Source organism: Bradyrhizobium sp. RT6a, assembly GCF_040547675.1.
Lineage (GTDB): Bacteria > Pseudomonadota > Alphaproteobacteria > Rhizobiales > Xanthobacteraceae > Bradyrhizobium.
Genome location: NZ_JBEPQC010000005.1, coordinates 347,944 through 360,324, shown reverse-complemented (window position 1 = coordinate 360,324; position 12,381 = coordinate 347,944). Strand labels below are relative to the sequence as shown.

Sequence of the window (12,381 nt, the reverse complement as noted above, 5' to 3'; positions counted from 1 at the left end):
GCTAATCTGCATTGTAAGCGAAACTTACCAAAATAGTTCGGTTATAGCCAGTGGTTTGATGGTCTGCCTAATGGCTGTTTGAGCGCATGAAAGCTCGTGCGCTCGTTGCCTGGAATGTGCGCCGGATCCGCGTGGATCGCGGTATTCCGCAAGAGCAACTGGCCTACGATGCCGGGATCGACCGCTCATATATGAGCGGCCTTGAGCGCCAATCTGAGAATCCGACAATTGATCTTCTCGACCGGCTCGCCGAGACGCTGGGCGTTCATTTATCTGAATTCTTTGTTCAGCCACCCAAGGGAGCGGCGACACCCAAGACGTTGCCTAAAGGTCGCAAGTCACCGCGTCTACGTTCCAAGAAGCAATAGCATTGGGCGAGTTCAAGCCACGCGGACAAGCGCCATGTAAGTGCGTGTCTTAAACTCGAAAATCAACTCGACCAGGCCGGTCCAGCTGCAGCTTTGCTCAGTCAGCTTTTCTCCAAGAGGGAGCCCCGCCCGAGGTCGTCGGGCGGGGCGATAATGAGTCTCACTCTCCGTTCTTGCGCGGCCGCGACCAGAGCAAGGTGTAGCCTTCGCCGCCTTCCTCATCGAACAGGTTCGCGTAGATCGGCGCGTTGAACGAGGGGTCGTCGAGCTTGAGCGAGAGGTAGTCGCGTCCCTCTTCGGAGCGCTTCGACCAGGCTGCCCCGATCTCCGCCCGCCCCACATAGATGCGGTGGCTGGGAGCGTTGTCGTTGGAGCGGTTGGTCTCGGCGACGATGCGGACGCCCTTGGCCTGTAGGCTCAGGGTGATGATCTCGCCCTGGAAATCATTGCCGACCTTCTTAAAGGAACCGATGTTAGCCATGTCTCTTCTCCTGTTGTGTTTCGAGCCCGCGACCACCGCGGCCTCGATGGCGATCTAGAGGCTGAAGACGATCGGCGACGCACCCGCTCGCGGGCCGCAGCGCAGCGGAGGACGTCGTTGTGGCGACTTTCTTGTCTCGCGAGGAATGGGCGAAGCCCAGGGGAAGAAAGTCGCATCAACGGCGTTGCGGCTCAGACGATCGAGGCGCAGCCGGTCTTCGGCCAGATCAAGCCATCAAAGAGGCCACGTGGTCCGCGTGCTGAACCGCAATCTTAAGGAGAAGACTGGCGAATCTCGGTTCTGCTGAACAAGGGGTTGGTACGGTTCGGCGCAGAAAGAGAAACAATCTGCCGCAAAGGGCGGTATCGTCCTGAAAGGAAATGATCGAGCGTGGCGCGCCGCTCCACCGCAGCTATGTGGGCCAGACAGAGATCGGTAGTGCTTGCTTAAAGTGCTCCGAGGAGGAGCGCTGTTACCTCTCCCTCAAGCTCGACTACCCTCGTTCAACGTGACGCCCTGTGCGACCTTCGACCGATGATGGCGACGAAGCCTCATCGCTCGTGCGTGGCGGCTGTGAGAATTGGTTGAGGCATCTCCTCCGCCACCTTGGCCGACTCCGGCGGGCGGGTCTCCGCGAAAACGATCAAGCGCATCCACGCCGTGACGCCAACGCAAACTGCGCCCAGGCCGGCGAAGGCCTCGCGCCAAGCCAGTGAAGGCACCCCGATCTGCGATAGGGCAAACACCACATGATAGCCGGCGATTGCCGCAGGGACGGCGAACGCGGTTGCGATCGCGACGCGCAAGGCCAAGGACCGAGTATTAGCGACGGCGACCTGACTAACGGCAAGCGTCAGGGCGCCAGAAGCAATTCCGATAAGCAGTGCGCCGAAGACGCCGGCGCCATCACGAAATGCCAACATCCCGACATTAAGTGCGACAAAAAACGGCAAGGCATACACTGCCAGCGCAAAGATCGCCCAGCAGAACAAGCCGATGCCGAGTGTGTTGAGAACAAGCCCAAGGGCGAGCATGGTGGTGGCTCCCTGTGCACAGATGTACCAGTCGCGCCTTCCACCACCACCACGGCGCAGTTTCGGAGGTAAAATCGAAACGAGGCGGAGTTGCGGCGTGCAACTCCGGCTCGGTTGTCTCGATGTCGAGCCCGACGGCGCTCACGCGCCGCCGAACCTCCAAACCGGGATGCCGAGGCGCTTCGCCTTATCGGCGAGGTTGTCCTGTATCCCTGTGCCCGGGAAATGCATGACGCCGATCGGCAGAAGCTCGAGCAGCGCATCGTTGCGCTTGAACGGCGCAGCCTTCGCATGCTTCGTCCAGTCGGGCTTGAAGGCGATCTGAGGCACCTTGCGATTGGTCGCCCATTTCGAGGCGATCAGTTCAGCGCCCTTCGGGGAGCCGCCATGTAGCAGGACCATGTCGGGATGCTTGGCATGAACCTTGTCGAGCCGATCCCAGATCAGATGATGGTCGTTGAAATCGAGCCCGCCAGTGAGTGCGATCTTCGGCCCCGGCGGCAACATGACCTCAGTCTCGGCGCGGCGTTTTGCTGCGATGAAATCACGGGAGTCGATCATTGCCGCGGTGAGCGTTCGGTGATTGACCAATGATCCAGACCGAGGACGCCAGGCCGAGCCGGTGTGGACCTCAAATCGCTCGATGGCCTGGTCGCGGAAGAGCTCCAGGCAGTTGCGGCGCTCGATCAGCGTGATCCCTTCGGCCGTCAGGCGCTCGAGTTCGACCGATCGCACTTCGGAGCCGTTCTGCTCGCGCTGGCTCTTGTGCTGAGCCTGCTCGTTGTCGTCGAGGTGGCGCTCGATGCGGTCGAGGGCCCGATGGAACAGGTTGACGGTCGACCAGAGCAGATCGTCAAGGTCCGGTTCAAGCCGCGTGTCGTTCAGGGTCGCAACAAGGGCGTCAAAGATATCGACCACGGCGCCGGCGATGATCTTGCCCTCGGGGAGTGGTCTTGGATCGGGCTGGTCGTCGAAGGGACGATGGCCGAAGAGCTGCAATTCGGTGAGGACGTGGTCGGTTGGGGAAGAGGCATGCGGCGGTTCGATGTCGTCATGGTCGGTCATGGGAAGAGGTCCTTTGCCGGATCGGCCGCGACCATCGCGGCCTTCGTGGCGATCCTCTGACGGCAGGCGGAACGGGCCAGAACCCGAAGGGCCGAAGCGGCAGCGGAGGATGGCGGAGGCCGGCTATTTTGCTTCGCGATGCAAAGCGCGCGGCCTAACGTATGATGTGTCTTCACATCGCCGCGCGGCGGAAAATAGCCGGACGCAGCCATTGCCGGCCCGGGCCGCTTGCCGTCCGATCGCCCTCTAGAAGGCCGAGGTCGCGTCCTCTTCCGGTATTGGCCTCGCCTATGACTGGCCTATCAACGTCGATCGAAGACCGGGAGCTATTCCGCGGCCACCGTCGACGAATGCAGGAAGCGAACGACGTCTTCTGGCACAAGCTGAAACCGCAAGGCTGCTCGGAGGGTATCGAGACCGAAGACATGCAGATCTTCGTTGAAGTCGCCCAGCCGCGGCGACAGCGCGATGGCTTCAATGCCGGCGTCTGCTGCGCGCTGGGTGAGAATCGCCTGTACGGCATCTCCGGCAGCATCGTCATCGCGCGCGATATAGAGCCGACGCAGGCCAGACGGCAGCAACATGGCCGAGAGGTGATTGGCCGATAGGGCAGCCGCCATCGGCATGCTCGGCAGCACGTAACGCAACGAAAGCATGGTTTCGATACCCTCGCCGGCAGCGAGCACGTCGTCCACCACGCCGAACCGAACGGCATTGCCGAGAAGGTCGCCCATGGCGCGTCGTGGCGTATCGATCGGAGCCTTGCCGAGCCGAACACGATCGAAGCTGTCCGGATCGAGCCAGGTGCGATGTACGCCAGTGATCTGTCCTTCGAGATCCGTGACGCAGGCGATCATCGCCGGCCAGGTCTCGGTCGGCAGATGATCGTCCGGTCGATAGTAGCAGCGTGGATGGAAGCGCAGGCTGCCACCATGGTGGATGCTCCCTATTCCGCGACGCTGCAAATATGCGTCGACCACGGTCCCCTCGATCGGTTGCGATATGACAAAGAGCCGTCTCGCCGTCTCTTGCGATCCAGCCGGTGCTAACGGACGAAAGGGTTTCGGGACGAGTTCCGGTTCAGTACGAGGCAGCCTCAGAAATCGCCTCGCCTCCTCGGCGACCTCACGAAAGCCTCGCAAAGCCAGGCTTTCGCGGATGATGTCGAGGAGGTCGCCATGTTCCCCCGTTGCCGCATCGGTCCACTTGCCCGCCGGCCCCTTCGGCGATTCCTGGAGCCGCACGAATAGCGAGCGGCCCGGCGTGTTGTGGACGTCGCCGACCAGCCAGTACCGGCCCGCCCGCTTGCCATTGGAGAGATAGTGTCGGCACACCGCCTCCGCCTCGCGCGCGAGGCGGCGTGCCAGCTCGGAGGCATCGCGGGACATCACGCGGCCTCCCGCTCGCTTATGCCAGCAACCGGATAGGTGTCGAGCACCTTCGACAGGATTTCGACGCCGCTCGCGTCCGTGGGCACAAACATGCGCAGCTTCCAGGAAATGATCTCTCCAAAGAGGCCGTAAGCCCGGAGGCGATCGCGCATCGTGTCGTTGAAGCCCGACAATTCGATGCGGTATGCGCCCATCACCCGGACTCGGCGAAGCTGGAGCCCCTCCGCAAGTTCGAGGACGGTCTGTCCCTGCATGAGCGCGGCAAAGGCAGCGTCCGGCGTCAACGCCGGCGCGTCTGCCGCAAGGACGTTCGCGACCCAGGTAGTCGAGACCTTGCGGCCGATGATCCGCTCGCCCGCATCGGTCTGAAGCCGATAGACTCGTGTCGACTCGTTTGGCAGCCGCTTCCAGATGGGCAACAGCAAGCCGGCCACGATGTGGATCGTGCTTTCCGTGAACTCGGGGACCTCGGCAAGCTCCGCCAGCCACGCCGCGGCGAAGCGTTCGCGGTCAGCTTCGACCCAATGGCTTTCCGCCATCATCTTCAAGGGAACACTATGCTGCTCCATCGGCCGGATCAGACGGACGCGCCGCTCGATCTCGCCATCATCAAGCATGAAGCTGGGGGCTGGGACATGTACGGCGGCACGGCCCGAGCGCTCATTGATCAGCAGGGCAGCGTTGCGATCGGAAACACGAGCAAGAGCATCATCCAAGCTGACTGGATGATTACGCTGGCGCTGGGTGATCGTGAGAAGCCGGGATTCGGCGCCAGTGCCGGGATGAACGTAAACCGTGCGCCGGTCGGTGACGGCAAAGCTCTCAGCTCGGAGCGTTTCCAGCCCGACGTCATAGGTGCCCGACGCAACCGCGCCTTCTATCCGAGCCGTCAATAGCTGCTCGAAGACGCCGAACAGGATATTCTGAAGCTCGATCGTGAGCGCCAGCAACCTGTTCAGGAAAGTCGTGATCGGCGGCAGGTCATCCCTGAGACCATTGGAATCTGTCAGCCTCAAGCCGCTCGAATCCTCGAACCTCTCGAGCGAGCAGCCGTCGACCTTGCCCCGCGCCAGCAGGTTATAAAGTTGGCGCAACGCGTCACGGCCGTACTGGCTTTCGAGATTGTCTTCGGGCCGGAACAGGCCCTGCCCTCCGGTTTGGCGCTGGCCGCGCGTGATGGCGCCCAACGTATCGAGCCGGCGGGCGATGGTGCTGAGAAAGCGCTTTTCGGCCTTCACGTCGGTGGCAATGGGACGAAACAGCGGCGGCTGCGCCTGATTGGTCCGGTTCGTCCGGCCGAGCCCCTGGATCGCGGCGTCGGCCTTCCAGCCGGGCTCGAGCAAATAGTGGACCCGCAGGCGGCGATTCCGCGCCGAGAGTTCGGCATGGTAGCTCCTCCCCGTGCCGCCCGCGTCGGAGAATACAAGGATCCGCTTGACGTCATCCATGAAGGCCGAGGTCTCGGCGAGGTTGGCCGAAGCGGCCCGGTTTTCGACGACCAGCCGGTCGCCCTTACGAACGACGCGGCGCGAGCGGCCGGTCACCTCGGCGACCATGTCGGTGCCGAAGCGCTGGACGTCCTGATCCAGCGCCCCAGGCACCGGCGGCAGCGAGGCCAGCTTCTCGATGAGGCGGTCGCGGCAGGCGACGGCCTCCCGGCTCTCGACCGGTTGGCCGTCGCGATAGACGGGCCGGGAGCAGAGGTTGCCCTCTTGGTCGGTGAAGGGCTCGTAGAGCTGGACTGGAAAGGAATGGGCGAGATAATCGAGGACATACTCGCGTGGGGTGATGTCGACCTGGACGTCGCTCCACTCCTCCGTCGAAATCTCGGCGAGCCGGCGCTCCATCAGTGCCTCGCCGGTCGAGACAATCTGGATGACGGCGGCATGACCGGCGTCGAGATCACGCTCGATCGCGCGGATCAACGACGGCGTTTTCATTGAGGTCAGGAGGTGGCCGAAAAAGCGCTGCTTGGCGCTCTCGAAGGCAGATCGCGCGGCCGATTTGGCCTGGCCATTCAGCGTACCGGTCTCGCCCGTGATATTGGCGGCCCGCATCGCGGCATCGAGATTGTTATGGATGACGCTGAACGCGCCAGCGTAGGCGTCGTAGATGCGTACCTGCTCGGGCGTGAGCTCGTGCTCAATGAGCTCGTAGGCGAGGCCCTCGTAAGATAGCGACCTCGCCGCGTAGAGACCGAGCGCTTTGAGGTCGCGCGCGAGCACCTCCATGGCCGCGACGCCACCCTCCTCGATCGCCTCGACGAACTCGGCGCGGGTGGCGAACGGGAAATCGTCGCCGCCCCACAATCCCAACCGCTGGGCGTAGGCGAGATTGTGGACCGTCGTGGCACCGGTCGCGGAAACGTAGACGACGCGGGCATTCGGCAATGCGTGCTGGAGCCTCAGCCCAGCGCGCCCCTGCTGGGAGGCCGCCTGCTCGCCGCGCTCGCCCTTCTGACCTGCCGCGTTCTGCATCGCGTGGCTCTCGTCGAAGACGACCACTCCGTCGAAGTTGGAGCCCAACCATTCAACGATCTGCCGCACGCGCGAAAGCTTCTCGCCACGCTCATCGGTGCGCAGCGTAGCGTAGGTGGTAAATAGGATGCCCTCCGAAAGCCGGATTGGTGTGCCCTGCCGGAAACGCGACAGCGGCGTCACCTGCAACCGCTCCATGCCGAGCGCGGACCAGTCGCGCTGCGCGTCTTCGATCAGCTTGTCGGATTTGCTGATCCACACAGCGCGGCGGCGGCCCTTGAGCCAGTTGTCGACAAGGATGCCGGCGACCTGCCGCCCCTTGCCCGCGCCGGTGCCGTCGCCCAAGAACCAGCCCCGGCGAAAGCGGACGGCATTTTCTGCATCGTCGCGTGCGGCCGCCACAACGTCAAAGGTCGCATCCACCGTCCAGGAGCCCGCAAGAAACTCGGAATGCGCTTCGCCGGCATAGATGAGACTCTCGAGCTGAGCGTCCGACGGGATGCCATCCGCCACGACATGGACCGGCAGATGTGGCCGGTAAGACGGCTTCGGCGGCGCGACCGAGGCCATCGCGGCGGACTGCACGAGTTTGGTCGGATGCGCATGTGCGTGCGGAATACGGATCGCCTGTAGCGCGTATTCCTCATAAAGCGCCTCGGTCAGTCGAGCGCCTTCCGGAGGCGTCCACTCGAGCGTCTCGTAGGTGAGTTCGGCGCCCTCTGGCGCGCCGTCTCCCGAGGTGCACGATGGGCGTGGTGCAAAGGCGCCGACCGGCCGAGACGTCGCGGGGCGTTTGATGACGTCGACCGCGACGGGCGTAGCAATGGGCAGCCTTGGCGGCACATGCCGGCTCACCCAGTCGAGCAACGTGGCAACATCGCCCGCCATACCCAGCGAGGCCTCAAAGACCTTCGGATCTGCGGCAGGCCGCTTGTCGATCACGAGCAGCCTTGTGTCCGTCTGCGTTCCGTGTTTCGCGTACACCGCGCCATCGATGGCGGCAGAAACCACCACCCGCCCGCGTTCCTGGAGGCGAACGAAGGCATCTCGCCATACCGGATTGTCCGGCGCAAAGCTTGCGCCGGTGATAGCGACCAGGCGCCCACCCTCGCAAAGACGCGCCAAGGCTGAGGTGATGTGCCGGAAAGCCGCATCCGCCATCCGTCGATCGACGTTTGCTAGTGCCGAGAACGGCGGGTTCATCAAGACGACGCTCGGTACGACACTCGCATCGAGGTAATCATCGGTCTGGGCGGCGTCGAACCGCGTGACCTTAACGTTAGGAAAAAGTTGGTCCAGCAACGCCGCGCGAGTCTCGGCCAGCTCGTTCAATACCAAGGCGCCGCCGGCGAGCTCGGCAAAGATGGCGAGCAAGCCGGTCCCCGCGGAGGGCTCCAAAACCCGATCGGACGGCGTGATGCCGGCCGCGGTGCATGCGGCAAGCCCAAGCGGGATCGGCGTCGAGAATTGTTGAAGGGCTTGGCTATCCTCGGAGCGCCGCGTATGGGTCGGCAGACAGCGCGCGATTTTCGCGAGCATCGGCAGCATCGCGGCCGTTGTCCCAGCCTTGGTCCGGATAGCCGGGCCAAACTTGCGAAGGAACAGAACGGTTGCCGCCTCGCAGACATCATAGGCGGTCTTCCAGTTCCAGACGCCAGTGGCGTCGGAAGCGCCGAAGGCCGCTTCCATGGCGCTACGCAGCACAGCGGCATCGATGCGACGGCCGCGCTCGAGATCAATCACGAGCTGTCGCGCGGCCCTGACGGCGGCGGAGGTGAGACTTGCAGCGGCACGCATCGAGAGCGGCGCGGCGGCAGCGCCGCCGGCGAGAGATTCGGTCATGACAGGGTTCTTTCGGAGAGCAGGAATGGGTCGAACCATCAGGCGCTCTCCTTAAGACCCGACGGCTCAAACCCTTCCCGGCCCGGCTCTCCCTCTCAGCCCTCGCCCATAAGAATGGGGACCGGCGCGACACACCGGTCCCCAAGCAATTGCCGGACGGCCGGAGCCGTCCCTTCTACGATGTCATTCAGCTGCGTCGAGCTGTTGCGGATCATCTTCGTTCGCGTTGTCCCGGTCCTCATCGTCGGCGAGGAATTCGGGCAGCGGGCCCGCTTCACTCTCCTGCTCCCCTGACGCCGCGTTGGGATCGACGAGACGCAGCGGCTCCGGCAACCAGCCCGAACCATCGAGCAGACGCTCAGCCTCCTTGGCCATGTCCGCCTTCATCAGGTGGTCGATTAACTGCGCAGACGACTCGCCCTTTGCTTCCCGCACCGCCTCCAGAATGCGAGGCTTGGTGACCCGGCCGAGATAGTTGTCGACGGAGGCCTTCCACCCCGCTTGAACCATGTCGAGGCCGACCGCACGTGCCAGAACATCAGCTTGGTCGAGCCGGGTGCGGACGCCGTGGGCGGAGACGCGGCCCTGATTGTAGCGGCTGGCCGGCTCATAGATGGCGTTGACCGCAAATGATGCGCAGTGGGCGAACAGGATGCCTGTGCGGCGCCGTCGAGGGCCGTGAGCGCATCCCAGAGATCGTTCTCGCTGTCCGGCAATCGCGCTTTCCAGGACTCATGCCGCGCCTCGACCGCCTTCGCCGACGCGCTTTCCCTCAAGCCGGGCGCTTGAGCCGGAAAGGTCGGCGTGCGAAGTCCGATCTCAAGGCAGCTTCCGGATGAAGCGAACCGGTAAAAGGCCGTCAGCACGAAGTTGTGCAGCACCGCCTGGAACGCAATCGCAGGATTTTCTGCCAGCGCATCCCGTAATGCCAGCGTGCGATGCGCTGTCAGCTCGGTGATGAGCCGATCCGGCAGAGGTTTTGTCGCATCCTCATCATCTTCTTCCAAGTCAGCAGTGCCGCCGGCGACCGCGATGACCGCGCGCTGATTGGAAGCACCAGCCGCCTTCCCGTCGATCGACTGCGTGTCGGCGCCCTGCCCGACATCAGGCTCGGCTGCCGACAAATCGTCCTCCGGCCGGACGTAACCCCGATCCACCGAGAGGCGTCCTTCGGAATCGATGCTGACGAAGACGCCGGCGCGGACGATATCGGCCGGACAGTACATCATCCGTCGCTCTTCGAACGCGACCCGTGCCGCCTCGATTTCGCCGAGACGGTGATCGACCTCGTCGGGCAACTCGTCGGCATCCTGATAATCGGATTCAAGCTTGGCTTGCTCCGCGTTGAGTGCGTCGATGGTGGCCTGCTCCTCCGGGGAGAGATCGACAGGTTTGCCCTCCAGCTCCCGCAGACGATCCGTGTGGCCGTAGGGGAACTCAACCGCGAGCGAAATCCACTTCCAGCCCTCGGCTGCAATCGTCTCGGCTTCGGCTTTGAGCTTTTCTGTCACGAGACGGTCGAGCAAAGCAACGTCCTGGAGCCAGCCACCATCATCGTGCTCGAACAGATCCCGCAAAACGCCGCCGCCAGCCTGCTCGTACGCATCCAGCCCAACGAACTGCACACGGCGATCGGACGCGCGCACGGTATTTTCCGTGAGCATTCGCCGGATTTGATAGGGCTCATCATAGCCGGATCGGCTGACGCTCTCCCAGACCTGCTCCTGCCTGACGTGATCGGCTGTAACAGAAAAGGCCATCAGTTGCTCGAGGGTCATGCCGTCTTCGGCATAGACCTCGTGCAGCTTTGGCGACACGGATGCCAGCCGGAGGCGTTGCTTCACGACGGCCGGTGTCACGAAGTGCCGAGCCGCGATATCCTCCTCGGACATGCCGGCGCCACTCAAGGTCTGGAATGCCCGGAACTGATCGAGCGGGTGCAGTCCTACCCGCTCGTCATTCTCTGCAAGAGAATCATCTTCAGCGATGCCACCCTCGCGCACGACACAAGGAACGGCCTGCGTCTTCGCCATGCGCTTCTGCTTTACGAGAAGCTCCAGCGCACGATAGCGCCGGCCGCCGGCCGGCACTTCGAACATGCCGGTCTCATTGCCTTCGGCGTCCATAACCGCCCGCACGTTGAGACTTTGCAGGAGCGTACGCTGCGCGATGCTTTCGGCGAGTTGCTCGATGGAAATGCCCGCCTTCACATGACGGACGTTGGACTGGCTCAGCACCAGCCTGTTGAACGGAATATCGCGTGAGGGGGACAGCGTGATCTTTTGGACAGCCTTCGTCATATCGAGTCTCCACGACGGGCAGCCGGGAGCCTCTCTCTCGGCCTCCAACCCGTCGCGAAAACCGCCGCTACCCTCTCACTCTCTTACCCGCGGTGAGCGAGAAGAGCCTCACGCCGCCTCCTGCTCCGCTCTCTCCGTAGTGATGTCGACAACCACTTCTGGCAGGAATCCAAGGAGATAATCCGCAACCTTGCCGGCTTGGGAAGCGGCCCGGACAATTGCACGATGGTCCTCGCGCAACACGTCAAGCCACGAGCCAATATAATCGGCGTGCCGCACCGTGGGCACTATACCGAGCGACGCGCAACCGAACGCAGACGCGATTTCCGCAATCAACTCCTCAAAGGCATACTTCCTGGTACCAAAGCTGCCTGACAGGTCACGGTTGAGACGTGACGGATGGCCGCTGGCATGCGCCAGCTCGTGGAGGGCCGTTCGATGCCAATTGATCGGTTCGAAATAGGCTTGCGGAGGCGGCACCTGCACATAATCGTCCGTCGGCGCATAAAAGGCGCGGTTGCCGCCGATCCGGAAGTCGATGCTGGTCGCCTTGATCAGAGCATCGACCGTCGGCTCGATCATGCCGGGTGGCGGTGGTGGCGCAGCGGTTACGATGTCCGAAGCCAGCCCGTCGCATTGATCGAGATTGAAAACGGTGAAGCGCTTCAAAAATGGAACAGCTTGTGCCTCCTCGCCGGTCTCGTGTGCGCGGCGCTTTTCGTCGACCGGCACAAAGCGGTCGGCGTAAACGACGGTCGTGCCGCGCTCACCCTTGCGGACGTGACCACCCAGCGATAGCGCTTGGCGGAATGTAAGCCAGCTCTGACCGGTGAATGCGCGTTCCGTGGCGGCGCCCCAGAGGATTAGAATATTTATGCCGCTATAACCCCGGCCGGTCGCCGCACTTTTCGGCATGGCCAAAGGCGCCTTCGCCGCCGCGCTGCCCCACGGCTGCACCCACGGCACTCGGCCAGCCTCCAGCTCGGCGATGATCTTGTTGGTGATGTCGTCATAAAGGCTTGTCCGGTCCTCACCGGTGCGCGCCCGAGGATGATGTCTGGACATCGCGGATCTCCGCGACGGGCGCCGCGAGCCTCTCTCGCAGCCTGTAACCCGTCACGGCAAAACCGCGCGACACTCTGACTCTCGCCTCTACCTGACAGAATGCGAAATCTGCGACGCAGCCCGCCTTCCATCGGGTGTTCATGGGAACTGCGTTGAGCTACCTAGGGCCGCAGGCCCGACCAGGCGTGCGCCTGCGGCGCATCGCCTCGATGGAAAATGGCACCCGGAGAGCGTGAGCATAGCGACCCGAAGGGGCACGCGGGTCCGAGTGCAGCGACGAGACCGGTTCAATAGCGGCACCCGGGAACGGGGCAGTGATAGCGATCGCCGCAGGCGAGCCCCTTTTCCGAGTGCCCCC

The 12,381-nt window shown here is 63.3% G+C and carries 8 protein-coding genes and 1 pseudogene; 2 read left to right on the top strand and 7 right to left on the bottom strand.

Translation table 11 applies throughout. The features are described 5' to 3' along the window. Positions 1–86 precede the first annotated feature (86 nt). Positions 87–368: a helix-turn-helix domain-containing protein gene (locus ABIC03_RS27145; protein WP_085398888.1), complete on the top strand. Its 282-nt coding sequence runs from the start codon at positions 87–89 to the stop codon at positions 366–368. A gap of 160 nt (positions 369–528) precedes the next feature. Here the strand turns inward: ABIC03_RS27145 and ABIC03_RS27140 are convergent, their stop codons facing one another. After that, positions 529–849, bottom strand: a complete 321-nt coding sequence (locus ABIC03_RS27140; RefSeq protein WP_007605948.1) for a DUF736 domain-containing protein — start codon at positions 847–849, stop codon at positions 529–531. Positions 850–1,229: 380 nt separating this feature from the next. Here ABIC03_RS27140 and ABIC03_RS27135 point away from each other — a divergent pair, with 380 nt between their 5' ends. After that, positions 1,230–1,361 (top strand): hypothetical protein, encoded by a 132-nt coding sequence (locus tag ABIC03_RS27135; RefSeq protein ID WP_502917351.1) that lies wholly within the window; start codon positions 1,230–1,232, stop codon positions 1,359–1,361. 39 nt (positions 1,362–1,400) lie between these two features. Here the strand turns inward: ABIC03_RS27135 and ABIC03_RS27130 are convergent, their stop codons facing one another. The 6 genes and pseudogenes from ABIC03_RS27130 to ABIC03_RS27105 form a co-directional block, all read right to left on the bottom strand. Then, the gene (locus ABIC03_RS27130; protein WP_354062534.1) at positions 1,401–1,883 is read right to left on the bottom strand and encodes a hypothetical protein; all 483 of its coding nucleotides are present in this window, start codon (positions 1,881–1,883) and stop codon (positions 1,401–1,403) included. Between the two features lie 141 nt (positions 1,884–2,024). Continuing rightward, positions 2,025–2,948 (bottom strand): DUF2493 domain-containing protein, encoded by a 924-nt coding sequence (locus ABIC03_RS27125; protein ID WP_354062532.1) that lies wholly within the window; start codon positions 2,946–2,948, stop codon positions 2,025–2,027. Between the two features lie 326 nt (positions 2,949–3,274). Next, a complete protein-coding gene (locus tag ABIC03_RS27120) occupies positions 3,275–4,336 on the bottom strand; it encodes a DUF7146 domain-containing protein (protein ID WP_354062530.1) in 1,062 nt (353 codons plus the stop codon). Beyond that, on the bottom strand, positions 4,336–8,658 hold the full coding sequence (locus ABIC03_RS27115) for a strawberry notch-like NTP hydrolase domain-containing protein (RefSeq protein WP_354062528.1): 4,323 nt from the start codon (positions 8,656–8,658) through the stop codon (positions 4,336–4,338). The genes ABIC03_RS27120 and ABIC03_RS27115 overlap by 1 nt, the downstream gene beginning before the upstream one ends. A gap of 183 nt (positions 8,659–8,841) precedes the next feature. Next, a pseudogene (locus tag ABIC03_RS27110) lies at positions 8,842–10,958 on the bottom strand (ParB/RepB/Spo0J family partition protein). A 108-nt stretch (positions 10,959–11,066) separates the two neighbouring features. Next, a complete protein-coding gene (locus tag ABIC03_RS27105) occupies positions 11,067–12,023 on the bottom strand; it encodes an ArdC family protein (RefSeq protein WP_354062526.1) in 957 nt (318 codons plus the stop codon). Between the last annotated feature and the right edge of the window lie 358 nt (positions 12,024–12,381).

What these genes read in the sequence shown, in the direction of transcription:
- ABIC03_RS27105 (WP_354062526.1), bottom strand. Translation starts at nt 12,023, where the DNA reads ATGTCCAGACATCATCCTCGGGCGCGCACCGGTGAGGACCGGACAAGC.
- ABIC03_RS27120 (WP_354062530.1), bottom strand. Translation starts at nt 4,336, where the DNA reads ATGTCCCGCGATGCCTCCGAGCTGGCACGCCGCCTCGCGCGCGAGGCG.
- ABIC03_RS27115 (WP_354062528.1), bottom strand. Translation starts at nt 8,658, where the DNA reads ATGACCGAATCTCTCGCCGGCGGCGCTGCCGCCGCGCCGCTCTCGATG.
- ABIC03_RS27130 (WP_354062534.1), bottom strand. Translation starts at nt 1,883, where the DNA reads ATGCTCGCCCTTGGGCTTGTTCTCAACACACTCGGCATCGGCTTGTTC.
- ABIC03_RS27140 (WP_007605948.1), bottom strand. Translation starts at nt 849, where the DNA reads ATGGCTAACATCGGTTCCTTTAAGAAGGTCGGCAATGATTTCCAGGGC.
- ABIC03_RS27135 (WP_502917351.1), top strand. Translation starts at nt 1,230, where the DNA reads ATGATCGAGCGTGGCGCGCCGCTCCACCGCAGCTATGTGGGCCAGACA.
- ABIC03_RS27125 (WP_354062532.1), bottom strand. Translation starts at nt 2,948, where the DNA reads ATGACCGACCATGACGACATCGAACCGCCGCATGCCTCTTCCCCAACC.
- ABIC03_RS27145 (WP_085398888.1), top strand. Translation starts at nt 87, where the DNA reads ATGAAAGCTCGTGCGCTCGTTGCCTGGAATGTGCGCCGGATCCGCGTG.